Consider the following 24705-nt stretch of genomic DNA (forward strand, 5'->3'; position numbering starts at 1 on the left):
CACTAGGAGTAGTAACCGATGTCGAATCAAAAAAAGGACAACCGCAAAGGAGGGCTCGGTCGCGGTATCGCTGCGCTGATCCCAACTGCTCCGGCGGCTAACCCGTCGGTAGGTGAGAGTGCCGCGGATATTATCTTCGGTCCCCGCCGTACCCAGGGGACGAATCAGTCTGGGGGTAGCGGAGTCGCCGATGTACTGGGCGCCGCCGCGACGGGATCCGGCACCTCGTTGACTGAGGGGAAAAACGCCGGAAAATCTGCAAAATCCGGGCAGAGCAAGCCTTATACCAAGGCGGCAAAGAAACGTCACAGTGACGATAAACCTATTGGCAAGTCTAGTGATGTTTCACGTGAAACATCGTCCTCGACGACGTCGAGATTAGCGGACCATAGCGGCGCCGAAGCTACCGATGTTGACGCTTCGGCCGCAAACGAGTTTGGCGCGACCTATCGCGAGGTCGACTTGAAGCTGATCACGCCGAACCCGAAGCAGCCACGAGAGGTCTTCGATGAGGAGCCCCTGAATGAGCTCGCTCACTCTATTCGTGAGTTCGGCCTATTGCAGCCGATTATCGTACGGCCAATCTCTGAGGATAGTCGTGCGGCGGCACTCGAGGCAGCGCGCAAGGAAGATGCGAACGCGCCGCAACCCGAGTTTGAAATCATTATGGGTGAACGTCGCTGGCGTGCTTCTCAGCGAGCTGGGATCGACACGATTCCCGCCATCGTTCGCGATACTCCAAACCAGGACATGCTTCGCGATGCCCTACTAGAGAATATCCATCGCGTTCAGCTGAACCCACTCGAAGAGGCCGCTGCGTACCAGCAGCTGCTCGAAGAGTTTGGTGTAACTCAGGCAGAGCTGGCGGATCGAATCGGTCGCTCGCGGCCCGTTATTACCAACATGATTCGACTCTTGCAGTTGCCGGTGGAGGTACAGCGACGAGTAGCGGTCGGTGTTCTGTCGGCTGGTCACGCACGTGCCTTGCTTGGAGTTAAGGCAGGTAAGGAAGCGCAGCAGCGCCTCGCTGAGCGAATTGTTGCTGAAGGACTATCGGTCCGTGCGACCGAAGAGGCAGTGACATTACTCAATGCCGGCGAGCGGCCGAAGAAGCAGCACCGCGAGCCCACACCGCAGCCGGAGGTTCTCCACAATTGGGCTGATCGCCTGTCCAATTCTTTTGATACGAAGGTGACTGCCCAGATGGGCAAGCGTAAGGGCAAAATCGTTATCGAATTCGGCAACCTCGAGGACTTTGATCGCATCATGTCACTGATGCATCTCGACGAAGAGTAAATCCGGTTACTGTGACTGAAGTATTCATCGAGAAAATTTCGCTGGCCGACATCGATGGCATCTATTCGGAGACGATGTTAAGCCTGTTTTGGGAACAGGGCATGGAGCATATTCGTACTGCAACTGCCCTACCCCACTTCTCGACTGAGCCGCGCGACCCTAATTTGGACCCCCGCACGCGAAAAGAGGATGAAGCGCTCAACGGCGATTTAAAGTATTCGGAGGGCCATCCCGCTACTCGGCCAGCAGATGCTAGCGAGAGCCCCTTAAATGGCGATTTAAGCTCTGATTTAGCCGCCCAGGTGCGCTTGGAGAAGGAAGCATGGCTCAATGCCGTCTACCTTTCCTGGGGGCCGTGCGGATATTCGCTACGGCGAAAGCCACCGGCATCACTTATCGATGGGAAACCTGAGACCGTCGGCACGCTCCTCTTTGCTCCCCCGCGGTTCTGTCCGACGACATTTTCCATGCCTTCCGGACCAGTATCGCCGGATGCGATTGCGCTGACGAGTTTGCATTACAACGCTTTAGAGGTTGACGATGACATGCTCCGCGTGCTCATTGTGACTGCTCTGCACAAGCTCGCGCTGCGCGGGATTTCAGCGGTAGAGGCGTTTGGTTGCAGTGGAACAACCGATTCTATGTCGGCACTCACGCCGTCATCGCCAACGCCTGACGACGGTACGGAGAATCTAATCGCTGATTTCGAGGCGCAACTCGAAGAAAAGCTAAATCCGAAGCCATGTATTTCAGATTCGTTGGCGGCGATTAACCATAACGCCGGTGATTTAATTCGTACGCGAACTCTGCTTGACTCCGGGTTTCGGGTGGTGACTCCACATCCGATTCATCCGAAACTCCGTATCGAGTTGGATGCGGAATTGGACTGGGACGAAGAAATCGGCCGTGCGTTGGATCTAAGTGCGAAAGAATCCTTTATGCGCTCAAAGCTGTTCAGTCTTTAGCGCCGGGTTGCATAGGCCGGCCGTGCTTAGGCTTTTTCCTCTTCAATCAGCTGCGCAAAGCTGTAAGCGCCGGTCATTGGCTGCTGCTCTTCATCGCCCAAGTACAGACGCTTTACAGCGACAACGATAGATTCGGCAATTACGTCCCGCTGATCTGGGGAAGAAAGAATTGCGACGTCATCCTCGTTGGTCAGGTAACCAACGGCGACCTCCACCGTGGGCATCCTGGTCAAACGGAGGAGATCCCAGGTACGGGCGTGCGAGCGGCAGTCCACCAGGCTCGTACGGGCAACAATCTCCCGCTGGATAAGGCCAGAGAGCTGTTCGCCCAGAATGGAGTTGGAGCCCTTCATCGAGCCGAAGTAAAAAGTCGCAATACCGCTGGCGCGGTTGTTGTGATAGTGGTCAGCCTGCAGAGAGATGAAGATGTCAGCGCCAAAGGCGTTGGCCATCTCAGCCCGATCTTCGATGGACGGATTGTCGGTACGAGGACGAGACAGAATAGTTTCTGCACCTGCCGCGACAAGGCGACCTTCAATGCGAGAGGCCAAATCCCAAAGAATCTCTTCTTCAGAAATCTGACCGTAGGGGCCGTCGACCACAATGCCGGGCTCCCCTGCCCCAAGGCCTGGATCAATGACAATGCGCTTGCCAGAGAGCTTCGGCCCCATCGTGCGCAGTATTTCCTTCTCGTGGAAGGCGTTTACCGAGCCACCAGTAACCCTCCTGCCCAAGTAGCTGAGCGCCCGGAGAGTAACGGGGCCACAGATTCCGTCGGGCTCCAGCCCGTAATTGAGCTGGTATTCACGTACAGAGGCGTCGGTCTTCGGGCCAAAGTGGCCGTCTACTCGGGCATCGTGGAAACCGAGTTCCTGCAAGGTAGCTTGGAGGACGCCTACGTCTTCGCCGGTCATTTGTGACAGTGGATCGTAGGACAGTACGCGGGTGCCCAGAGTGTACGAAGCTTCTCGCAGCAGGCGCAGGGTGCTGTCGCGGATGATCCCGTCGGCATAGACACCGCGGGACTGTTGGAACGCCAGGAGAGCGTTGCGCATATCCTCATCAAAGAGGTCATCGTCACCAGACCACTGAGGCGAGTTCTCCTCTGCAGCTGAGCCCTCCCAGTTGGGCAGAAGCCCAAGACGAGCCAGGGTAGAACGTACCTCGGCAACACGAGGTGACCTATCGCCCACCTTCAGAAACTCTGGCACGAAAACTCCCTTCCGAACTCCACAATTATGTTCAAACCGTTGTGGGTCCTCACAACACTTAATCAGTATTACTGGCCAGTGAGCTAAACGAAACTTCAGTTAAGAAACTCCAAGCACTCTCAGAGAATTTGGTCAGCAATGCCTCTCAAGTTGGCGGCAACCTGGCTCCTTCACGGTATTAAGGAAGACGTAAACCGCCATTTCCAGCAAGATTACCAGGTCGCAGGCGCGAATTGATTGTTACGAGGGCGCGTCGGCTAGCCCGACGGCAAAACCCCAAGACTAACTCTAAGTCACAACCACAACTTCAGTCACATCTTAATGGGGTGTGTCCAACGAAGGTGGCAGTAGCGAAGTGACGGGTGGACAGTTGCGGACTCGTATCAGAAAGGAGCAACCCCAAGTTTCTTAAAGATGCTTTTCGATGAGCGTCGTGATTTCGCCCTTCGGGCGGACACCGCGAATCTCTTCGACCTTCTTGCCGTCCTTGAATAGGAGCAGGCTTGGGATGGACATAATCTGGAACATGCCAGCCAGTGCACGCTCCTCATCGACGTTGACCTTGGCGATGACGGCCTTGCCATCGAGCTCGGTCGCAACCTCGTCCAAAACGGGAGCAATCTTCTTACACGGGCCACACCACTCTGCCCAGAAATCAACAAGTACCGGCTTATCGGATTCGAGGACATCGGACTTAAAGGTGTTGGCGGTGACGGTTACCGGAGCCATAAAATTCTTCTCCTTAGAATGAGCTCGCTTGAGTTCTCAGTGGTTTTGATTTGTGGTCTTGATTCTAATTTTTCAACCTAGCTTCTTCAGCCTCGCGTACGGATTTGGCGCTAAAGGCGTCAGAAATTAGGGCTTCCGGTGGTGCGGGTGAAGTACTAAGTTGTTAATTAATGGTGCTCTTGGGAACGCTGCAAATGCTCGAGGGGTACGGGGCGTATCGGGCTTTAGCACGTCCCGCTACGCACTGGTTGAGCTGCAGCTAACAACAATTGGGCTGACCGACCATAAGGTATTCCCAATAGTTGGACGTCTACAATCGTTGGCCTTGGCCAACAATTGCGCTACCTCAACTATTAGGTGTTTGTCCAGCTATCACGACTGCGCTGGTGTCAGCTATCGAGCAACAGTTTCCAGATAGTGCTCGGCATCCAGCGCAGCCTTGCAGCCAGAACCAGCGGCAGTAATCGCCTGCTGGTAATGCGAGTCAACAACATCGCCCGCCGCAAAGACACCCTTGAGGGACGTCTGGGTGCTCGGAGCGGCTACCTGAATGTAGCCATTCTCATCGCAGTCCAGCTGATTGCGAACCATCTGCGAACGTGGCTCGTGGCCAATTGCTACGAACATGGCAGTCACATCCAGGACGGACTTCTCGCCAGTGACGGTGTCCTCCAGCTCGAGACCGGTAACTGAACCCTTGTCCTCACCAAGAACCTGGGACACAACCTTGTTCGTCGCAAAGCGAATCTTGTCATTGTTCTGCGCGCGCTCGACCATGATCTTCGATGCACGGAATTCATCGCGGCGATGGACAATCGTCACCGAGCGGGCGAACTTGGTAAGGAAGGTTGCCTCTTCCATTGCGGAGTCACCGCCGCCGATGACGGCGATATCGTGGTCGCGGAAGAAGAAACCATCACAGGTGGCACAGGCGCTGACGCCATGACCAAGCAGCGCCTGCTCGCCCGGAGCGCCGACATAACGCGGAGCGGCACCGGTCGCCAGGATGACAGCGTGAGCCTTGTGCTCTTCTTCACCAACCCAGACAGACTTGATATCGCCGGTGAGATCCATGCGATCGACAATCTCCATGCGCAGGTCAGCGCCGAAGCGTTCAGCCTGTGCGCGCATCTGATCCATCAGCTCCGGCCCCATGATGCCTTCGGAGAAACCTGGGTAGTTCTCCACGTCGGTAGTCGTCATAAGCAGACCGCCAAACTCGATGCCCTCGAACACCACAGGCTTCAGGTCGGCGCGGGCTGCGTAGGTGGCAGCCGTGTAGCCGGCGGGACCGGAACCGACAATGATCAGGTCGTGAACGATATCGCTCATGAAGACTCCTATAATTTTTATCTCTTACATCACATGGCGCACAGTGATGCTCAGTAGTAAGCAAATTTTTCAGCTCCGGGAAAGAAATTACCGGAACCAGCCACCTCAACCAACGTGAGGTTCGCCATCTCTATTCCCCCAGCCTCTCCCCTGCTCCGCAGCTGTTAGGCCACCTGCACTTCTTCCAATTGTCGCCGAAGCGTACGACGCGCCCGCGCCCGCCGAGATTTCAACGTCCCGCTCGGCTGCCCAATACTGCGAGAGGTCTCCTGCAGCGAATACCCAAAAATGTCCAAGTACAACAGGGCATCCCGTTGATCTGTTGGCAACTGCTCCAATGCGGCGGCCATAGTCACTCGTAGTGGAACATCCGGGCAGGGAATCGGCTGTGAACTCATAAACGTCTCAAAATCCTCCTCTTTGTCGCAGAGCGGGATCTCCCCAAAACGACCGCGGTTGTGGTCAATACACGCATTCTTCACAATGCACGTCAGCCACGTCGCCACCGTCGAACGCCCGCGAAAACTCGCCGCCCCCGCAATTGCCCGCGCCAACCCCTCCTGTACCCCATCCAAGGGATCGAAATCATCCCGACGATAGCGCCGCGCCATTGCTACCAACTGCGGGTAATAACGCTGTGCCAACACCGCGAACGCGCGACGATCCCCCGCTAGGTGCGCTTTCAACAATTCACGATCAATCTCGTCGGCCGTTGCATGCTTTCGCGTGCCGACGACGCCATAGTCCCCCAGTCGCCGACCCGTGCGGGCCTTACGGTGACCGTCCCCAATTCGTTTTCTTCCCCCAAAGTTCATGGCTCCTATGCAAACACGAAACCCGCGCTCTCCGCTTGGCAAAACTGCCGTGGAGACCGCGGGCTGTGGATGAATTTCAAAACGTCCCAGTAGCTGTGGATAACTTGGGACAACTAAAACTGTTGCCGCTTAAGCCAAGCTCAGAGCGTTATTCCGTACCACGCACCTGGATGTCGCCAATAGCAACTGGCAGTAACGAATCCGGGGATTGCTCAGCCAGATTGCGGTCGCCGACAAGTGGGTTGTCCGCATCGGAATTCAGCGACTCAGCATCAGCATTCGTATCAGCATCAGTGTCTGAGTTGTTGTCGGCTACTGCTTCCGCAGCCGTCGGCAAGCCGGAGATCCAAACTACAAGGTTCTTCCACTCGGTGTCGCGGCTATCGATTTCGATGGTCGTCGTACCTGAGGTGGCGGTTGCGCTTCCGAGAACCGTTGTGTCGTCCAAGTTCGTCGAATTAGCATCGCGTAGGCCGCGAACTTCAATGTGTGCGCCCGGGGTCGCCGCGACCTTAAGCTCTCGAATGGTTGCCGGTGCATCCAGAGTGACCCGAATACCGACACCAGGTTTGAAGTCCTCTGGACGATTGCCGAACTGGCTGAGGTAAGTAGAAGTTACCCAGAAGCTTTCCTCGTCATTATCGATGGTCAGCTCAGCCATGTCCGGATTGTCTGGACCGGCTGCCGGGTTGTCGCTGTCGGCTTGCCACTCGCTAGCGTCGGCAAGCGAAAGTGTCGTGACCGGAGCCGGGCCGCGTCGTACGGACTCGGAGTTAATCGGTGCGTCCGAGGAACGGTTAACCAGACCAAAGATGCCCGCGGCGACAAGTGCACCGACAATGACTACACCGACAACGACTGCGCCGGTGCTGAATGCGCGGGTGCGATTCTTGGTGTGGCGAGCGTTTGATTGGGCTGCACCGTCGGCATCGACGGATTCGCGCGCACCGGTGTCGGGGTCGATTGCGAGAAACTCCGAAGAGTCGGGGCCGAGCGCTGCAGCGCGCAAATCCTCCGCGAGTATGCGAGCTGGCAACTCTTGTTGGTTGAAGTCCTCCGGGCGAACCTGCTTCGCGTGGTCGATGGCAGCAGAAATATCGGAGGGGATATTTGGCACGTTGTAGAACAGCTCGTCGATGACAGAAAGCAACGCGTTGTAGTCCGAACGTTGCGAGCTATCGGGCAAAACGACGGGGAAAGCGTCGTAGATGTGGCCATCGCTGCTGATGCGCAGTTGTCCAGGCTTGTTTGTCAGGCCAAGGCAGCGTCCAGATTCGTGAGCATCGGCGATTGTCTCGGCAAGTGATGCAACTGCGAGTGCCAGGGCATCCGGGTGGGCGGCCTGATCGAACCGCTCAATACCGATACTGCTGGTCCAGTCGGCGACGATGAGCACCTCGGTACGTGTCTTCGCCACGCTATGAATGCGGGACATCCCGGTGCCGGCCAGGTCACGCAGCTCATTGGTCGTCGTGGCAATCTTCTGGGCAGCAACCGATGGCGAAGTGTCGTAGTACGGCAGTGCAATCGTGTCGACGAAGACAAGTGCGACATCTGAGCTGTCGGGATCGCCCATATCCATGGCGCGCCACAGGCGCAGACCTGGGTAGGTCGCGACTTCAGAACGCAGACGGAAACGACCACCTGAGACCATCTCGCCGGGTACATAGCGGGTCGGGCGAGAACCCTGCGTCGGCATCGGCGGCAGCAGCGGCGAAGCGGTGAAGCCCTCGTTTGCCAGACCCGTGGCCTCGCCGATCAGGTTCGACGGGGCAATCGAGAAAGCATCAGCGGCGAAGCCACGTTCGCGCTTCATATCCTCACGGTCGGCGACGGCATTGTCGGCTGCATGAGGCTGCGGAGCAAAGCGACGTAGACCCGGAATGCGGCCGAGGAAGCCACCCAGAACGCGGACCTCTTCCAATGGAGCCTGAGCGAGGACCAGGCCGGTACCGATGAGGAAGACCACGCCGGTGACGATGGTCTGCAGCAGCACGCCGAAGGAACCGAAGAAATCGAACAGCACAAGGTCGGTCAATGCGAATGCGCCCCAAGCAACGGCGACACCGACAAGCGAGGCCCCCAGTGCCCACAGCACGGTGTGGACGGTCGCCTTACTGTCCAAGTGTCCGAGAGTGCGACGCAAGAGCAAGAAGCCAATTACTGCGCCGGCGACGAAACCGAAACCGTTGGCGGCACCGAGCAACACGACGACGGTCTCATCGTCAGAAGCCAGACGAGGAGCGAAGAATGACAGAATCACCTTGACAGTGGTAATGCCGAGGATGATGAAAGTCGGGGTCCAGGCCTCTTCGCGAGCGTAGAAAACACGCAAGTGCAAAAGCACAATGGCGTAAGGAATAAGCGAGAACGCCGAGAAGGACAGCGTCCAGCCGAGAATCTCTGCGGTTTCGCGGGGGAACTCCAGATACGCGAAAAGACCGACGGCGATGGGGCGGCCGAATGCGGTGAAGAATGCGACGATTGGCACCAGGGCAATCATGGTCAGGCGCGTACCGATGGACAGATCGCGGACCACTGCCCCATCATTGCCGTCGGCTGCATTGCGGGACAGTCGCGGCATGATGGCGGTCAGCAACGTGACGCCGATGATGCCGTAGGGCACCTGCAACAGCAGCCAAGCCTGCTGGTAAATCGTCGGCGCTGCCTTGGAGGCAGTCGAGGCAATATTGGTGGTGATGAAGTAACCAGCCTGGGAAATTGCCACGTAGGTGATAATCGCGACACCCATGCCGGTGAACTGTTTGATGCGGTCGTCGATACCCCACAGCGGACGCAAATCAATGCCCGCGCGCTTGAGGTAGGGAATCATGATGGCTGCCTGAATGACGACACCCAAGGTGGTGCCAAGACCCAAAAGCAGGATGTGCGGATCGGAGAGTGAACCGTCCGAATCCGGACTCAATTGGCCGGGCAGGAACAGATATAGCAAAAGTGTGGCAATGGCCACGACGTTGTTGGCGACAGGTGCCCACGCACCGGGTTTAAAGATTCCCTTTGTGTTTAGCACCGCCATGAGCAGCGCAAATATTCCGTAGAAGATGATTTGCGGCAATAATAAGAACGCAAATGACGTTGCCAGCGGAACGTTGACCTTACCGGCCTCGTTAAGGCTCAATCTGGTCAACAGTGGCGCACCTATCACCGCCAGCACCGTCACCACTGCCAACAGCGTCATAGAGACAGTCAAGAGACGTCTAATGAAGGCGGCACCGTGATCTGGATCCTCCTTCTCCGCGCGCACCAACACTGGCACCACCAGAGAAGTCAGCACCGCGCCGAGGACGATTTCCGTAATCAGGTTCGGCAGTGTGTTAGCGACGTTGAAGGCCGAAGCTACAGCCGGACCCAGCGTCGCGCCGATGAGCAGGTTTCGCACAAAACCCGTAATGCGCGAAATCAGCGTAGCGACCGCCATCGAGCCCGTAGAGGCGACGATGTCCGAGTTCGACTGTCCCTGATTTGAGTTCGCCGTCGAGCCCGCGGAGGAATCGCTGGAAGCGGTTGCTGTCGCAGTCGCTGCCTTTGCAGGCGATGGTGATGCCGATTCTGTCTTCGCGTCAGCGGCGGGATCGGCATTTGCCTGATGGCCGGATACGCGAGTTAGGTCCGGGGCTGCTTCGGCCGGCTGAGATTCCGCCGTTGGCCGCGCCGCCGGAACCGGAGCCGGTGGCGCGGGGCGACGAATGCGGCCTCGAAGTCCAGATTTATGCGCGTCTGAGTCAGTCACATGTCCTATTGTTGCTTAAAAGGGGGTCTATTTCCGAAAGTACTGTGACCGTTTTGCGGCAAAAAACCCACCAACAGTGACGATGACGAGGGTCACGATAGCCAAAACCCCAACCGAAGCGCCCGATTGCACGGAAATACTCACTGATCGAGAAATAGGCGTGCCGCCAGGTGATTCGAGCCACAGCAACAGGTTGTGGGAGTTTTCTCCACTATCCCGTGGCCGGTCTCCCTCGGGAGCATTGGTTGCCGGAGTGGATTCTGCATCATCACCCGACTTCGGAGTGAACTGAACCGTCACCGACCCCTTGGCGGGGATGGCGGCCTCATACTTCTCCTCCATCACCGAATCTCCAGCGCCGACGCGCACGAACGCGGGAACCGGCAGCGGCAGGCCATTGCGAGCCAGCACCGCAATCGGCGACAGTTGCGTTGCGCGGGTGTAGACACCGCCGGGAGCTACCAACGTCACTGAATTGCGCAGGCGTCGAGTCATAATCAGTGCCTGGTCGCTGAGTTCTTCGCTCCGCCGCTGCACGTCAGTTGACTGCAGCTGATTTCGCCGGCCGAGAGTCGTAAACGAGCGCAGCAAGTCGTGCCGCAGGGGGCGGGTGAATTCATACCGCGTCAGCGCGACGTTGGGATCGTTGGACATGATTGTGGTCAGGTCTGTGATCTCGCGGGAGGCCAGTTGAGCCTTCTCCACTAGCGTCTCACTCACTGGCGCGGGATCGGCAAGCTCGTCAATTGGAGTAACCGAGCCCGCATCCAGGTCGTGAGCTGAAGCGGTGATGGAGTCCATCAGCGGAGTCAGCTCAGCCAGGTTATCGTCCACGGCTTTCCGGACCGCGGCCATGAAATCTTCGGCGTCGCCAGCGAGTGGATCCCAACCGGACGGCGGTGCTGCCACCACAGCCGCGCGAGGGTCATCCGAATCAGTCAGTGATTGGAACAGAGTGCCAATCGCTGTCTGCATCCGTGCAGCCTCGGAGTCGATTCGGAAATCGTAGCGTCCGAGCAGATTCGAATACGCCACAGTCTGGGGAGACCGTCCTGTTGCAGCCAGAGAGGTTGTCAGTGCCCCAGGGAGGGCGAAGGCGCGGCTACCGTCGGCAAGCACGCCACTGTGGCCAGGGCGCAGTGTCTGACCATCGGCGGTGAGGGCGGTGTTGTCCGCGACTAACACGGTGGTGTCGTGCGCGGCTTCGGGTGGAGTGGTCGACGGTGGCATCGCCTCGCCGGTATCTACGCGGTTTTCGAATGCGCGCTCCGGGGTGGTCCCGTTCAGAGCCGTCGCCGCCGAGTACAGCGGGGCGCTTTCCGACGTCACGTATCCCTCGGCCGGCAAATAGAGGCCCGGCAGTGCCTGAACGTTCAAATGCTTGGCGATAGTCTGCCGACCAGCGGCGAGTGCCTCCATCGAAAGCTCGTGATCCCCCACGCGAGCCACGGCGCTGGCATCGGTGCCGCCCCACGGCAGTGACAGTGTGCAGGTGTCCTGTGTGAGATCGTGCAGCCGATTGAGCCAGGCGGCGGCATGGTCACTGGCGGGCATATGCGTGAGATTGGTGTCATCCGCGTTTCCCCAGGAATCCCGCAGTCGCGGAGAGGACTCCACAGGGCTTGGGCGGCTGGTGCCAATCCAGTAGTCGCGGGTCATCCGGGAGATTGCGTCAAGGGTCTCCGGGTCGATGGCGATGCAGGTCGATTCCCGCAACCTCTGCCCATCCGGGCCGGCAAAACCTTTTTCCAACGAGGTGAGCAAACCGTCGAGGCGGCCACCGCGTTCGAGAGATTCGGCCAGAGAATTGTCGGTGAGGATGAGATTTGGTGACGAGGGTGCGTCACCGGTCTCACCGCCGACCAGTGGCACTGGCTGGCTGATGGGCCAAATCAGCGAAAACGGCACTGGGTCGCGGCGGGTGGGCGCATCGGAATTGTCGGTCTCATCGTTGTCGGTCTCATCACCGGCAGGCGGTTCCGGCTCATCACCTTCCGCTTGCGGATCCGTCACCGGTAGCAGTGCGCGTGTTTCCGCCAGCAGGCGGTCGATGTCGTCTGCCGGTTGCCCGTTAGCATTGATGAGCAGCGGAAACGTACCGGCCTCCGTGATGTCGAGTCCTTCTGGGGCCGGTGCGGAGATAGGAACACTTAGCGTAACCTCACGCTTCTCGCCCGCTTTCAGCTCGATGGGGGCACTGAAGGTCCCAGCCACATCAAACACCGATTCAGGCTCAGCGAGAATCGTCCGCGCATCTGCAGAGGAAGCCAGTGCGCCGGCCCGCTGTGGGCGCAGCGCAACATTGCTGATATCCGCGTTGGAGGTGTTGTGCACCTGCACCTTGATTGTCAGTGTCGAATGTAGAGCCGCGACATGCGGAGTGAAACTGGTTATCGAAAGCCGAAGGGGACCCTGTTCACCGACACGATTGGTGCCACTGCCCCACAACTGCTCATCTTGCGCAAAAGCTGGGGGCGTAACGGTCGTCGGCAAGCACAGTATGAGCGCTGCGGAGGCGGCCGTGACTATACGAACAACATTCCTTGGCAACTGCAACCTGAACATGCGCAATCACCTCGGCGTTTGCCGGCCTGCCCGCTTTTCCGCGCGGGCGAGATCGGGCAGCAGATTGTGCGCGCGCCGGGCCAGTTTGCGTTCGTCAGCGTAGGCCAACCGTTCCACCAGGGTGTCTACAGGGACCCACATGACCTGGGTGACCTCGGGGTCTTCGTCGTTCAGATCGCCATCGACGTAGCGCAGAAGGTGATGGTGCACGGTCTTGTGAATCCGCGTGCCATCGGAGACAAACCAGTAGTCAATCACACCAAGCTCTTCGATGACCTCGCCGCGAATGCCCGTTTCTTCCCACACCTCACGTTCGGCTGTGGAATCGAAGGCTTCGCCGGGCTCGACATGGCCCTTAGGCATCGACCACAGCAGGCGTCCGCGACGATCGTGCCGACCAATCAACGCGACATAAATCCGTGACAGGTTGACCTTGCCGCCATCGCCGACCGCCTCAGCAAGCCCCGAGACGACCAGTCCGCCTGCCGAAGTCTCAATCGAGGTCTGCATCGGCGCTGCATTTTGCGCGCGCGACGAGTGCGCACGGCGATTGTTCGTGCGCTTCGTCTGTGCGTGACGACGGCGATTGTTCCTATCCTGACCGTTCTTACGGCCACCGCGGTTGTTCGACTGCTTCGAGGGTCGTGCCGACTTCGGTGATTTGGAAGATTTCTTGGCGCCACCGGAGTTTGGCTTGGCCTTTTGGGGGCCATTAGCACCGGAGCCACTACGTTTTGCAGAATTTCCGCTGGTAGTAGCGTTGCTAGTGTTGGTGGACGAGGAAACGCCACCCCTTCTGCGCGGTCGCCGACGACGTCGACGGCTCTTCGCCGCCGAGTTGTCATTGCGTACCACGTTGTTCATTCCACTTAGACTACCGGGTTTATAGGTATAAGCGGGTATTGTGTCGGTCGTGACACAATCGACTCCTTCAACGACAAATGGTGACCAGCCCGGGGGGACTACACCTCGTGGCGCTACTCCGGCGGCTGCTGACGCGGACCCACAGGTGCGCAGGACGGCAATGCTGGCAGTGGCGGATCAGGCGATCGCCAAGGAGTCGGAGATCCTCGATTCGCTGGCAGCTGCGTTTAGTGCAGCTGGCCATCGCCTGTACCTCGTGGGCGGTTCTGTGCGCGATGCTCTCTTAGGGCGACTGGGCGTGGATCTCGATTTCACCACCGACGCGCGCCCGGAGGTGACGCGCGCGATCCTCGATGACTGGGCGGACATTGTCTGGGATACCGGCATTGAATTCGGCACACTCTCCGCGGAACGGCATGGCCGTCAGATGGAGATCACCACCTTCCGTGCGGATACGTATGACCAGGTCAGCCGCAATCCGGAGGTCACGTTCGGTGACACGCTGGAGGGCGATCTAATTCGCCGTGACTTCCGCTGTAACTCCATCGCCGTGGAGCTCCACGGCGACGGCACCCGCACCTTCCTCGACCCGCTCGGAGGCTTCGAGGATCTTGTCGCGGGTGTGTTGGACACCCCGGGGGCGCCGGAGATCAGCTTTGGCGACGACCCTCTGCGGATGCTGCGTGCCTGCCGCTTCGCATCCCAGCTGGGGTTCGACGTGGCACCGCGTGTGCTCAAGGCGTTGAAGGAGATGTCCAGCGAAATTGACCGCATCACGGTGGAGCGCATCTCCACCGAGCTGAACAAGCTCATCCTGGGTGCTGACCCAAGCCGAGGTATCGACCTGATGGTGGAATCGGGGTTGGCCGACCGCGTGCTGCCGGAGATCTCCGACATGCGCATGACGCAGGACGAACACCGCCAGCACAAGGATGTCTACCAACACTCTCTGCAGGTCATGCGGCAAGCTATTGACCAGGAAGAACCCGGTGAACCGGACCTCGTGCTGCGCTGGGCGGCACTGCTGCACGACTGTGGCAAACCCGCTACTCGCGCCTACAACGAGCAGGGAAACGTCACCTTTTACCAGCACGAGGTGGTCGGTGCGAAGCTGGTGCGCCGCCGCCTTCGGAAGCTGAAGTTCCCGAAGAAGACCAACCACGAAATCTCGCAGTTGGTCTACCTGCACATGCGCTTCCACGGCTATGGCGAAGGCAAGTGGACGGACTCGGCGGTGCGACGTTATGTCAACGACGCCGGAGATTTGTTGGAACGACTCAACAAAATCGTGCGGGCCGACTGTACGACGAGAAACCGTCGTAAAGCAGCACGCCTCGCACGAGCCTGTGACAGCCTGGAAGCGCGAATCAAGGAGCTCGCCGAGCAGGAGGACCTCGCACGCGTCCGCCCCGACCTGGATGGCAACGAAATCATGGAAATTCTGGACCTGAAGCCCGGCAAGGAAGTCGGACAGGCCTGGAATTACCTGAAAGAGCTGCGATTGGAGTCCGGTCCGCTGGAGCGTGAGGATGCAATCTTGGCGCTGAAGAAATGGTGGTACGAGCAGTCCGGTGAGCAGGCTGAAAGCGAAAGTGAGAGCTAATGGCATCGATTAATCCGGAAAATCTCTACGGCGACCGGCTTTTTACCAGCCTCGAGCGCAACGACCCGGCCGCCGGTATGCTGCTGCTCGCAGCACCCGGCATTCTCTCGCCGGAGTTTGCCCGCTCGGTGATTTTCCTCATTGAGCACGATGAACACGGCACCCTTGGTGTCGATCTCACGCAGCGTTCGCAGACGCCGGTGCACAATGTGCTCGAGCCCTGGGCGCCGCTGATGGCTAAGCCGCCGGTGCTTTACGTCGGGGGTCCGGTCAACCAGACACAGCCAATCTGCATTGGTGTAGTGCGAAATGGCGCCACCCTCCCAGAGGAGACTGACAGTATTACCGGTGCCCCGCTGATGGAACGCATCGCCCACAGGTTTGCGCTGGTCAACCTCGGTGCGGAGCCGGAGGATGTACGCGACCGCATAGATGGCGCGCGCATCTTCGCCGGTTACGCAGGCTGGGATCCGGGGCAGCTGGAAGACGAGCTCGAGCGCGGCGATTGGTACGTCGCCCCTGCCCTGCCCTCTGATGTACTCGCGCCTGCTGCCGCGGACATCTGGGGTGATTGCATGCGCCGTCAGCCCTGGCCGCTGCCACTGTACGGCACCTACCCCGTAGATGTACGTGACAACTAGATGAGTGAGCACATCAGTACCGAAGGAATCAGCCCCGCAGGAAACCGCGTCGCAACTAGCGACCGCAGCGACATAGCTGCCGGCATTCGGCAGACACTGCCCGTGGGCATGGGGCTCATTCCGCTGGGGCTCGCATTCGGCCTGCTCATCGCACAAACTGGCTTTAGCTGGTGGTGGGCACCAATTTTCTCCATCGTGGTCTACGCCGGGTCGATGGAGTTCCTCGCTGTTGGCCTGGTTATGGCCCATACGGGTCTGCTTGGCTGTGCCGTGACCTCGTTTATGGTCAACTTCCGCCACGTCTTCTATGGGCTGACGTTCCCCCGCGACAGGATTCGGTCCCGTCTCGGTCGCGCATATTCCACATACGCGCTTACCGACGAGTCGTATTCCATCGTCTCTGCGGCAAATCCCGACGAAAAGATGTCGGGCCGCCGACTGCTGACGATTCAGATTCTCTGCCAGTTACTGTGGGTGGGCTCCGGTATTGTCGGGTCGCTAACCGGCGCAGCACTGCCCGAGGGTATCCGTGGCGCCGAATTCGCACTGGTGGCGCTCTTTACGGTGCTGGCCATGGACGCTTTTGAGACCTCCAAGGATTGGTCACTTCCCCTGTCCGCTATCGTCTGCACGCTGGTGGGTTGGTTAATTAACCCGAACCAGATGCTGGTTATCGGGCTGCTGATGTACTTCGGCATGCTGCTATTGCGGGTGTGGTCACCGCGGGTGGACCGGGTGATGCGCATGACGTCGCTAAGCAAGGGGCGTGCAACGAAGGGAGAGCGAGCATGACCGCGTTGCCCGATTCCGGTTATGTAATTGCCGCGCTCTTTGCGATGGGTACGGTGACTCTTGCGCTGCGTGCGCTGCCGTTTGCGTTCGTGCGCACCCTTAAGGGGTCTCCCCTGTTTGAGTTCCTCGGCACGACCATGCCGGTTGGAGTCATGGTGGCGTTGGTTGCCTACACCGTCTTCGGGCGGCTAGGACTCAGTGGTGAGGGCGGCGACCCCGGCGCTGCCTGGGCCGTGCCCGTAGCGCTGGCGGTCACCATTGGCCTGCACTGGTGGTGGCGCAACACCGTGATTTCGATTTTTGTAGGCACGGCGCTGTATATGGTCCTCGTGAACCTTGTCGCGTGAGGTGCGCGGTGTGGGCGCTGGGTGGGACGGTGCCAGCAGACCAGCGACTAGCGCTTAGAACTGCGACGGTACGTGGCCTGTGAAGTTCGGCAGTCCCGGAATCTGGGGCAGCTGCGGGGTTTCCGGCAGGTTCAGTAGTTCGCCAAGATTTGGGCTCTCGGGCAGATTCGGGATATTCGGCAGGCTCGGGCTGTCGGGCAGACCAGGCAGCGATGGAGTGCCCAGCGTGCCGTCGAAGGCATTCTGAACATCGCTGGTGTGAGTTTCCTTGGTGCCGTAGGTGTTAGCAGCGACGCTGAAGTCAGGCCCAATGGATGCCGAGGCGTGAATGCTCTGGCGGTCATCGGACCAACCCCACTTTGTGCCAATGACACCTGGCAGCGTGGCCGTACCGTAGTCCTGGCGGTAACCATCTGCGGCCACTGGGGATGCGGTGTTCATGGCAACCAGCACCGGGTCAGAGGGATTCTCGCGTTTCTTGGCCTCCAGGAACCTCACGGTGTCAGCACTGGAAGTCGTGGAATTGCCCCAATGGCTTGCACCGTGAGTATTGCTGAGACCGTACTCACGTGCGGTGGCGTTAATGGAGTCCGGGTAACGGCCATAGAGCTCACTGGCAATATTGTCATCGGAGTAGCGAATCATCTGTGTGGCCTTCGCCTTGTCCGCTTCGGTGCCATGTTTGAAGACGTAGTCCGCAATGTAGAGCTTGACAATCGAAAGCCCCGGACGAGCCTCATTTTCATTAGCCGTACCGTAGTGTGTGCCGGTCGGAGTATGAGCGAAGCTGATTTGGGTGCGGCCTGGGGCATCAATAGTGCCCTGCGGAGTTAGCTTCGGTTGCGGAGCCGCAGCGGCGTTACCAGCCGCCAGCGGAAGACTCGTGACAGCGATGACACCAGTAAGACCAAGGCGGATTGCGCGGGACGGGCGTGTAGAAAGACGATGAGTCTTTTGCGAAACTACCCACCCACCTGCAACGACCCGAACCACAGCTATGGTTTCCGTCGGTTTCCGTTCCCGGTTCCGTCGGCAGGTGGGCCGGGGCGGTGTCGGAGGTGGGGGCACACCACGTGGTTCGTCCCCAGTCCTAGCCCCTATCCGCGAGAGGGACAGGATAACGCCACGACCGGAGACACACCCCGCCGCCAAAGTCACAAGCAAGTTTATGTTGCTGGAGGTCTACGCGACGTGCTTAGCGCATACGCTGTGACAGCCCATAGCGCGGAGCCAAAACCACCGCGCCCCTTGTTTAAGGAAGAGCCTGATTACTCGGGGATCTCGCTGAGTTGGGCCTCAATCCGATCCAACCGCTCGGTGATGTTGCGTAGATGCTCCACGATGAGTTGGTTGGAACCATCGATCGCCGTCGCCGTTTCGCGTCGTGCGCTGGTGACGGTGCGTACCACCCAGACGGTAAGAGCAACGAAGATCGCGAGTGGTAATGCGGCGGCGAGGATGACAAGAAATACGGTAGCGGTAAGTGTCACGAAGATTCCCTTTTCTGTTCTTGATTAATCAGGTGCCTAATGTGGTCTGGAGTTACTTCAAGCTGAAACGGAGCGACCCAGTAGTGCTTCCTCACTCGGCTCTCTCCGAGCTGTTCCAGGCCACTCTCGATGAGTCCAGCAGCTTCCAAGCGGTTGAGGTGCTGGTAGAGCAGTGGCCGAGACATCCCAAGTCGGCGGGCCAGCTCACTGACATGGGTCGAATCCGTCTCTAGGGAGGCGATAATTCGCAACCGAGGCTCACTTCCAAGAGCACTGAGCATCTGAGCGAGCCGTGCTGCGTCCATCATCCCTCCGTATCGTAATCGAACGATGTCAGGTGTAAGTATATGCTTACAGTCAGCGGTGCGCAAGTTCTGCCGGGTCTGGCGGAGACGCTGCCCGACTTAAGACGTGGCCGGTGTCCCATCACGTCCCCTCTTCACCCTCCCCAAGAAGAAACCCAGCCGCAGCACACACCACAGCTGGGTTCCTTCATGGCTTACAGCGTAGCCAGCAGCTACAGCCGCTCGATGTCTACATCGCCATCGAGAATCCTCGGCTCTACCTCCATGTGGATCCCGCGGTAGGGAAGTAGTGCGCGGATAATGTCGTGGGTGATGTCGATGCCTGGAGATGGTTCGTCCCGCAAAAGGTGGTATAGGCTAGGGCAGTAGTCCACGCCGGGAAACTCGTCCTTTGCTTCGGGAACGCACCCGTCCGGGTCAAAAGTCGTGCAGCGAATGATCAGGTCGTCGTGGACACTATTGGGCAGATTGATGGTGAGTCCTGGTGTGGTGGCAGACATGTCTGCAACCGTGGCCTCGTTTACAGACCGGGTAAGCGGGATTAGGCCGCGGGCGGACTCACCGCCTTGGATGCGGGTGAGTCCCGCACGGTTTCCGTAAGTGTCGGCCAGGGTGACAAACGTGACGCGCACCGGGGCAGTGGCCACCGACATGGAGTTAAACGCGGTGAGGACGTTGATTTCGCGCTCGGTGATAAGCCCCTGCGGGCCTGTGAAGCTAATGACGTGGTTGTAGAGCGCGGCGGTGGACATGGACAAGATGGTGTCGGCCACCTGTTTTCCCTGTTTCAGGGTTTCGGTGACTTGGGCGAGGTCGTCTACCTCAAGCTCGGCGGTGAAGTACTGGCAGTACAGTGGTGTGCTCATGTCGAGTGTGGACATGGTTCGTCCCTTTCCTTTGAGGGGGTGAGCAGTGGAAATGTCAAGTGTCGGGCACGGTAACAGGTAGAAATTTGCGGATACGCAAACTGTCCGCGCGGTGGGTTGCCGATGTGCGAGGTATGGCAACAAGCCGCGTGAGTTAAGACAAAATTGCGGATACGCAATCGCGCTCGACGGTGGTCACGCTAGTCGGTGCGGGGTGTGGTTGAGGCTCCGCGCAGGTCGCGCACGTATCGGTTAGCCACAACCGGGGGCAGCGGATCTACATGTTGTGGTGGACATAGCTGTGGGCCACAAAGCGGGGCCTTGAAGGACTTGGTGGGTAGGATTAAGGCCGTGTCCGAGGCTCGCGCGGGGGTACTAAATATGGCATGTCCCTTTTTTGATCTCCACAACATGATGTGGTGGTTCGTCTGGTAGATGTTTGCGGAACCGCAAACATGCAGGCCATATAAGAAATTCCTGCGAAGTTGGCGGTGTGAGGCCACCTGCTTGCCAGATTGCAGATCGGCAAACAAGACTATGTGTAGCGGAGTGCACTGCGTGGCCTAGCTACGTAGCATCCACTACACCGCCCCATTCCACTGCGATCGTGCCGACGAAGGAAAGGCCCATGTCCAGTAACTACACCACCGCCGACTATGAGGCGATCATCGCCAACTACACACCACACGCCGTGCGCTCTGAGCCGTGGAGCCACGTTGCCGACTTCACCCGCGAGTGCGTGCGCGCACTTAACATCACCCCGGATAACACCAGCCGCGACGCACTGCGCAACACGCTCAACTGCGTGTCCAAGCTCGCCGCCTGGGTCTGGGTGAGCTACGGCGTGGTGACTGTCGAGACCGTCTTCCACCCCGACATCATCGGAAACTACTTCCTTGCCGGAGATGGTGCAAAGCTCAGCCCGTCCACCGCAGGAACCCAGCGCTCGCTGCTGTGTCGTGTGGCGGAGGTGATCAACGACGACTGGAACCCTGACTACCAGCACCCGATTAGCTACGAGCCAACCCTTGAACCCTACGACTCTTATGCCTGTGACAGGATGTGGGATTGGGTCGAGTCGCAACCCACAGCTGCCCGCCGCCGCAACTTCACTACGGTGCTAGCACTCACGCTTGGTGCGGGCTTGCGCGCAGGAGAAATCTGCACGCTGCGCGGCAAAGACGTGCGTGTTGACGGCGACGGGGTGCTGCTGTTTCCGCACGGCTACCGCGGGGCTGGCCCGCGCGAGGTGCCACTGCTCAAGTCTCATATCGAGGTACTTCAGCCGGTCATTATGGCTACCGGCCCGGAGGACTACCTGTTCAGGCCAGGCCGCGACAACGAGAACGTCAGCCAGCTCTCGGCGTATCTCCGCCGGGTAACACCTAGTACATCGCCGGATATGGTGCCGGATACCCGCAGGCTGCGCAATACGTGGATTATCGACCGCATTGCAGCCGGAGTTCCCGCTGATGTGCTGTGTGCTGCGGCAGGACTGAAGTCCTTGCACCAGTTTGAGGACTACGTGGTCGAGGCCGGAGCTAACCGCCGCCATGCCTACCGGATTCTTTTGGCCGGAGGATCGACTCATGGCACCCCAGGTGGAGGCCTGTACGTGCTGTAGCTCGGCTCACGGAGACTTCCTGAGCTATCCCTAGCGATTGCGGATACGCAAAGTTGGATTGCGGATACGCAAAACTCGTCTCATGGCGCACAGACCGCACCAGGGACGAACCACCCTGTGACCTGCGGGTTTACTCATGGTCTGAGGTAAGAAGGCACCGCCACCTATTTCGTGGTGTAGGTGTGCTCACCTCGTGAGCCATGAACGACACCCATGTAACTCACACCCGCCTTACCAGTGTCGGAAACATGCAGTTTCCAACCCTCGGGTCACTGACTGCCGTATCGGTTGCTGCGATGGCGCGGCCACAAGGGCTTGCCTGTGGTGACCTCGATATTGGCAATGACACGTCCCGTCGGGATCATCTCGCCGCGGATGATTCGGGTGATGGTGGAGGTGGGGATACCGCAGGCCTCGGCCAAGTCTTTGGCACTGGGGTAGCTCCCGTCCAGGGTGAGTTTCTGGACGTTGCGGGCGAAGTCCTGCAATTTCCGCATGACCGGATCGTGGGCCTCGATATGGGCATTAGGCCAGTTGGCGTAACGCCTGACCGGAGCCTCGGCGGGAATGTCGGAAGCCACGAGCCACCTTTTCAGACAACAGAACTAAAGGACGAACCACTTAAGTCTAAATACAGTGAGGTCTACGCTGTGATCGACACACTGACGACACGCGGATTACTGCCCGCCACCACGCCTGCGGTAGCGACAAACCGCAAGCGCCAACTCGCTGCATATTTTTGCTACGTGCGAGACCGCTGGTACGTGGATTTAACCGTGGACAACTGTATCATGCTGCTTAAAGACGGCGGCTCCATTCATAACTACCTGCAATACCGCACAGATTTATCCACAACTAGCCTCGATGCCACCCGCCGCCTCCTTAACCGCTGCGCGCGCCACGTCATTAAGCACCACGGCGCGCTGGATTGGGTAGAAGATCTACCCGAAGTTATTCATCCTGCGGCGAAGTCGAAGCGCCGCGCCTACACCTCCCACGAGCTGATCCGTATTACGGATTGGCTGCGCTCTAGACCCCGCCGCGAATCGCGGCGTGTGGCCTACATCCTTGTGGCCTTAGGCCTTGGTGCTGGTATGACCACAGAGGAGATTTATCACTGCGTCTATGGTGACTTCACTGACTTCGGCACCGTGCTAGCAGTACATGCCCGCGGTGGCCGAGGCCTTACGTCGCGAACCATTCCGTTGACCGCGCCTTATAGCGATGTCATGCGTCAAGTCCTGCGCGGTGTGAGCGCAGACCGTAAGGACGAACCACTGGTGAAGCCAAACTCAGCGCGCCGCCGCAACGATGCCACAGGCCCGCACCTCATATCTGACTTTATCCACAAGACCAGCCAAAACCCGTCGAGTACTGGGCTTGCACCCAACATCAACAGGCTGCGCTACACCTGGATTGCTCATCATGCCGCCGCGCGTGTGGACTTTAACCAGCTGGTCTATGCCACTGGCACCATACAGCCATTCCACGACACCTTCCACCGGATGATCGTCGAGGCCGGGGCACTAACTGAGGCCGAGTACTGGGTGTGGACTACAGGCAACAGGGACGAACCGGCTTATCCGCCGCTGCGGCTGGTTACACCTACAGGGGAGGAGAGCTAAATGGCCCGCATATCGGTTACTCCCACCCCGCTTCTGCGCCTGGACGGAGCTAGTGTGTCCTGGGCACTAAACATCATCGACCGTACTGACATCTGCGAAAGCCTTGATACGTGGCGGCGCGAGGAGGGATACGACCCGCAGAAAGGTGGGCGACCAAAGACTGTCAGTGACCGCGCCATCCTTGCGCTGTATCTGATTCTGGCGCGCTCTGGTCAACCCATGCATTTGACCACCATGGTTGCCCTGCTAGCTAGTAAAGACACCACCGAAAAAGCTCTGGAACTTCTTGAGCTACCCAGCCGCGATAAGGCACGTCGCGTGGGCGATAATTACTTTGTTCAGCACGGCCTGTGGTATCACCGCCTGTGGCGTGCATTGCACAGGTTCCTAGAACTGGTTGCCCCTTTCGACAACATCCCACACCATGTACGGCTAACCCGTGCCGAGTTCAACCGGCTGATGGACGAACAAGATCCTGAGCGCCGCGAAGAAAAATGGCAGCGCGCCACCTATGTGTTCAACCAGCTGGTCATGGCCAGCACCAAAGACATGCCGGAGGAATACCGCAACAACTGGCAGGGAGACCTCACTCTAGACGGAACACTGATTCCAGGGGTTCGCCGTGGAAATAACCGATGGACGAACCGACCAGATGATCTTATGTCCTCTGAGCCGGAGGCAGGTTGGTATTCCCGTGATGAGCGACAGGAAACACACGGTGAAAACAAGCGCACAAGGAACGCTAAGCACGTGTGGGGCTGGGAGGCCACCCTTGTGGCTGGAGTTATCCGTGAACAAGGCCCATATGCACAGCCTCACCTGATTATGGGCATGGCCTTTGACCGGCCCAGCCACAACCCTGCGATTCGTGGGCTGCAAGCCATGCGCCATTTAACTGATGATCCGTCTACGCCTAAAGGCGTGGTGGTTGGTGACCGTGCGTATTTCGCTGTGGCCAAGACCAAAGACTTCCACGAGCCACTACGTAAAAAGGGATACACCCTGGTTGGCGACTACAAATCCAACCAGTTAGGCCAACGTGGCAGCTTTGAAACCATGAGCTTGGTCGAAGGCCACTGGTATTGCCCGGCCATGCCGAAGTCACTGATTGAGGCCACCGAGCAGTTTAGGGCTGGTCTTATTGATGAGGACACCTACAAGGCCCGTATTAACGAGCGCCGCGCTTATGCCATGCGTCGTAAAGGTGCTGATGATACCGGCGAGAGTCAAATGTTTATTTGTCCTGGTCGCGGTAAAGGAAAGACACTGGTATGTCCCTTGGTGCAAAAGGCCGAGAGGCAGGACGCTCGGGCTAAAGGTCTGCCTATTATCCCAACACCTAGTCTTGAAGCCCCGCGCAGCCAAATGGGAAAGTGCTGTACCAATAAGTCCTCTTTGACCATCCCTCACACAGAGGGTATTCGCTACCGCCAGACTGGCCCGGCCTACAAGACACCTGAGTGGCAGAAAATTTACGGTACCTGGCGCAATGTGATTGAAACGCGCAACGACTATGTGAAGAACAATCGCGGCGGTGCTGCTATTGGTGACCATACGAGAAGACCTGTACGCGGTTTTGCTGCGGCCTTCTTCTATACAGCTCTTGGTGTGGTTGCGGCCAATGTATCTATGATTCGGCGTTTTCTTGGCCGGGTGGATCGGGATGAAAAGACTCCGCCACCTGGCACGCGAGATCCGCACCCGCCGCGCGATCCGGCGCGCGAGAAGGCAAGCCCGAACGCGCCGCCTGCGCGCGAGGCAGCTTAAGACCAACTAAATAGCTTTATCCATCTAGCTCGGAAAACCGATATGGGGTTCCGGGCTAGAAGTCGTTTTAGAGGGGACGAACCATGTTGTGTTTCTTATTGGTTAGCACTGTCCGGC

Annotated in this window: 21 protein-coding genes; 9 read left to right on the forward strand and 12 right to left on the reverse strand. The window is 58.6% G+C overall.

Annotation, left to right across the window (positions count from 1 at the left end; all coding sequences use genetic code 11):
- Positions 1-18 precede the first annotated feature (18 nt).
- Together CORAM0001_RS09390 and CORAM0001_RS09395 are read left to right on the forward strand one after the other, a co-directional pair.
- Complete coding sequence (locus CORAM0001_RS09390; protein WP_005511614.1) at positions 19-1296, forward strand: ParB/RepB/Spo0J family partition protein; 1278 nt, start codon at positions 19-21, stop codon at positions 1294-1296.
- 11 nt (positions 1297-1307) lie between these two features.
- Positions 1308-2261: a hypothetical protein gene (locus tag CORAM0001_RS09395; RefSeq protein WP_005511618.1), complete on the forward strand. Its 954-nt coding sequence runs from the start codon at positions 1308-1310 to the stop codon at positions 2259-2261.
- A gap of 26 nt (positions 2262-2287) precedes the next feature.
- Here the strand turns inward: CORAM0001_RS09395 and CORAM0001_RS09400 are convergent, their stop codons facing one another.
- The 7 genes from CORAM0001_RS09400 to CORAM0001_RS09430 form a co-directional block, all read right to left on the reverse strand.
- Positions 2288-3472: an N-acetylmuramoyl-L-alanine amidase gene (locus tag CORAM0001_RS09400; RefSeq protein WP_005511642.1), complete on the reverse strand. Its 1185-nt coding sequence runs from the start codon at positions 3470-3472 to the stop codon at positions 2288-2290.
- Positions 3473-3880: 408 nt separating this feature from the next.
- Positions 3881-4201 (reverse strand): thioredoxin, encoded by a 321-nt coding sequence (gene trxA, locus CORAM0001_RS09405; RefSeq protein ID WP_005511613.1) that lies wholly within the window; start codon positions 4199-4201, stop codon positions 3881-3883.
- A gap of 393 nt (positions 4202-4594) precedes the next feature.
- Complete coding sequence (gene trxB, locus CORAM0001_RS09410) at positions 4595-5533, reverse strand: thioredoxin-disulfide reductase (protein WP_005511625.1); 939 nt, start codon at positions 5531-5533, stop codon at positions 4595-4597.
- A gap of 164 nt (positions 5534-5697) precedes the next feature.
- Positions 5698-6348, reverse strand: a complete 651-nt coding sequence (locus CORAM0001_RS09415; protein WP_005511647.1) for a sigma-70 family RNA polymerase sigma factor — start codon at positions 6346-6348, stop codon at positions 5698-5700.
- A gap of 148 nt (positions 6349-6496) precedes the next feature.
- Entirely contained in the window at positions 6497-10099 is a 3603-nt protein-coding gene (locus CORAM0001_RS09420; protein WP_005511644.1) for a murein biosynthesis integral membrane protein MurJ, read from the reverse strand.
- 27 nt (positions 10100-10126) lie between these two features.
- Positions 10127-12433 carry a hypothetical protein gene (locus CORAM0001_RS09425; RefSeq protein ID WP_005511617.1) on the reverse strand — a complete coding sequence of 769 codons (2307 nt, stop codon included), beginning with the start codon at positions 12431-12433 and terminating at the stop codon, positions 10127-10129.
- Between the two features lie 237 nt (positions 12434-12670).
- Positions 12671-13528 (reverse strand): NUDIX hydrolase, encoded by an 858-nt coding sequence (locus CORAM0001_RS09430; RefSeq protein WP_172620226.1) that lies wholly within the window; start codon positions 13526-13528, stop codon positions 12671-12673.
- Positions 13529-13688: 160 nt separating this feature from the next.
- On the opposite strand from CORAM0001_RS09430, the gene CORAM0001_RS09435 reads away from it, so the two are divergent.
- From CORAM0001_RS09435 to CORAM0001_RS09450, 4 genes are read left to right on the forward strand one after another with little or no spacing between them, the layout of a single operon-like run.
- Positions 13689-15131, forward strand: coding sequence for a CCA tRNA nucleotidyltransferase (locus CORAM0001_RS09435; RefSeq protein WP_005511640.1), 1443 nt, complete (start codon positions 13689-13691; stop codon positions 15129-15131).
- Positions 15131-15772 (forward strand): YqgE/AlgH family protein, encoded by a 642-nt coding sequence (locus CORAM0001_RS09440; RefSeq protein WP_005511653.1) that lies wholly within the window; start codon positions 15131-15133, stop codon positions 15770-15772. Before CORAM0001_RS09435 ends, CORAM0001_RS09440 begins: the two co-directional genes overlap by 1 nt.
- Positions 15773-16564 (forward strand): AzlC family ABC transporter permease, encoded by a 792-nt coding sequence (locus CORAM0001_RS09445; RefSeq protein WP_005511636.1) that lies wholly within the window; start codon positions 15773-15775, stop codon positions 16562-16564.
- Positions 16561-16911: a branched-chain amino acid transporter permease gene (locus CORAM0001_RS09450; RefSeq protein ID WP_005511612.1), complete on the forward strand. Its 351-nt coding sequence runs from the start codon at positions 16561-16563 to the stop codon at positions 16909-16911. Before CORAM0001_RS09445 ends, CORAM0001_RS09450 begins: the two co-directional genes overlap by 4 nt.
- Before the next feature lie 54 nt (positions 16912-16965).
- Here the strand turns inward: CORAM0001_RS09450 and CORAM0001_RS09455 are convergent, their stop codons facing one another.
- The 4 genes from CORAM0001_RS09455 to CORAM0001_RS09470 all read right to left on the reverse strand — a co-directional run bounded on the left by CORAM0001_RS09455 (position 16966) and on the right by CORAM0001_RS09470 (position 19587).
- Positions 16966-17904: a serine hydrolase gene (locus CORAM0001_RS09455; RefSeq protein ID WP_005511645.1), complete on the reverse strand. Its 939-nt coding sequence runs from the start codon at positions 17902-17904 to the stop codon at positions 16966-16968.
- Positions 17905-18179: 275 nt separating this feature from the next.
- Entirely contained in the window at positions 18180-18401 is a 222-nt protein-coding gene (locus CORAM0001_RS09460) for a hypothetical protein (protein WP_005323143.1), read from the reverse strand.
- Complete coding sequence (locus CORAM0001_RS09465; RefSeq protein ID WP_005323142.1) at positions 18398-18709, reverse strand: ArsR/SmtB family transcription factor; 312 nt, start codon at positions 18707-18709, stop codon at positions 18398-18400. Before CORAM0001_RS09465 ends, CORAM0001_RS09460 begins: the two co-directional genes overlap by 4 nt.
- Before the next feature lie 209 nt (positions 18710-18918).
- Entirely contained in the window at positions 18919-19587 is a 669-nt protein-coding gene (locus CORAM0001_RS09470; protein ID WP_005323141.1) for a hypothetical protein, read from the reverse strand.
- Between the two features lie 613 nt (positions 19588-20200).
- Here CORAM0001_RS09470 and CORAM0001_RS09475 point away from each other — a divergent pair.
- Entirely contained in the window at positions 20201-21196 is a 996-nt protein-coding gene (locus CORAM0001_RS09475; RefSeq protein ID WP_005511616.1) for a tyrosine-type recombinase/integrase, read from the forward strand.
- 269 nt (positions 21197-21465) lie between these two features.
- On the opposite strand, the gene CORAM0001_RS11115 is transcribed toward CORAM0001_RS09475, so the two are convergent.
- Positions 21466-21777 carry a helix-turn-helix domain-containing protein gene (locus tag CORAM0001_RS11115; RefSeq protein WP_005511619.1) on the reverse strand — a complete coding sequence of 104 codons (312 nt, stop codon included), beginning with the start codon at positions 21775-21777 and terminating at the stop codon, positions 21466-21468.
- A 69-nt stretch (positions 21778-21846) separates the two neighbouring features.
- On the opposite strand from CORAM0001_RS11115, the gene CORAM0001_RS09480 reads away from it, so the two are divergent.
- Together CORAM0001_RS09480 and CORAM0001_RS09485 are read left to right on the forward strand one after the other, a co-directional pair.
- Positions 21847-22821 (forward strand): hypothetical protein, encoded by a 975-nt coding sequence (locus CORAM0001_RS09480; RefSeq protein WP_005511621.1) that lies wholly within the window; start codon positions 21847-21849, stop codon positions 22819-22821.
- Positions 22822-24588, forward strand: a complete 1767-nt coding sequence (locus CORAM0001_RS09485) for a hypothetical protein (RefSeq protein WP_040361849.1) — start codon at positions 22822-22824, stop codon at positions 24586-24588.
- The last annotated feature ends 117 nt before the right edge of the window (positions 24589-24705 follow it).

Source organism: Corynebacterium amycolatum SK46 (genome assembly GCF_000173655.1).
In the GTDB taxonomy this organism is placed as follows: Bacteria; Actinomycetota; Actinomycetes; order Mycobacteriales; family Mycobacteriaceae; genus Corynebacterium; species Corynebacterium amycolatum_A.

What these genes read in the sequence shown, in the direction of transcription:
- CORAM0001_RS09390 (WP_005511614.1), top strand. Translation starts at nt 19, where the DNA reads ATGTCGAATCAAAAAAAGGACAACCGCAAAGGAGGGCTCGGTCGCGGT.
- trxA (WP_005511613.1), bottom strand. Translation starts at nt 4,201, where the DNA reads ATGGCTCCGGTAACCGTCACCGCCAACACCTTTAAGTCCGATGTCCTC.
- trxB (WP_005511625.1), bottom strand. Translation starts at nt 5,533, where the DNA reads ATGAGCGATATCGTTCACGACCTGATCATTGTCGGTTCCGGTCCCGCC.
- CORAM0001_RS09415 (WP_005511647.1), bottom strand. Translation starts at nt 6,348, where the DNA reads ATGAACTTTGGGGGAAGAAAACGAATTGGGGACGGTCACCGTAAGGCC.
- CORAM0001_RS09430 (WP_172620226.1), bottom strand. Translation starts at nt 13,528, where the DNA reads ATGAACAACGTGGTACGCAATGACAACTCGGCGGCGAAGAGCCGTCGA.
- CORAM0001_RS09435 (WP_005511640.1), top strand. Translation starts at nt 13,689, where the DNA reads ATGCTGGCAGTGGCGGATCAGGCGATCGCCAAGGAGTCGGAGATCCTC.
- CORAM0001_RS09440 (WP_005511653.1), top strand. Translation starts at nt 15,131, where the DNA reads ATGGCATCGATTAATCCGGAAAATCTCTACGGCGACCGGCTTTTTACC.
- CORAM0001_RS09445 (WP_005511636.1), top strand. Translation starts at nt 15,773, where the DNA reads ATGAGTGAGCACATCAGTACCGAAGGAATCAGCCCCGCAGGAAACCGC.
- CORAM0001_RS09450 (WP_005511612.1), top strand. Translation starts at nt 16,561, where the DNA reads ATGACCGCGTTGCCCGATTCCGGTTATGTAATTGCCGCGCTCTTTGCG.
- CORAM0001_RS09465 (WP_005323142.1), bottom strand. Translation starts at nt 18,709, where the DNA reads ATGATGGACGCAGCACGGCTCGCTCAGATGCTCAGTGCTCTTGGAAGT.
- CORAM0001_RS09470 (WP_005323141.1), bottom strand. Translation starts at nt 19,587, where the DNA reads ATGTCCACACTCGACATGAGCACACCACTGTACTGCCAGTACTTCACC.
- CORAM0001_RS09475 (WP_005511616.1), top strand. Translation starts at nt 20,201, where the DNA reads ATGTCCAGTAACTACACCACCGCCGACTATGAGGCGATCATCGCCAAC.
- CORAM0001_RS09485 (WP_040361849.1), top strand. Translation starts at nt 22,822, where the DNA reads ATGGCCCGCATATCGGTTACTCCCACCCCGCTTCTGCGCCTGGACGGA.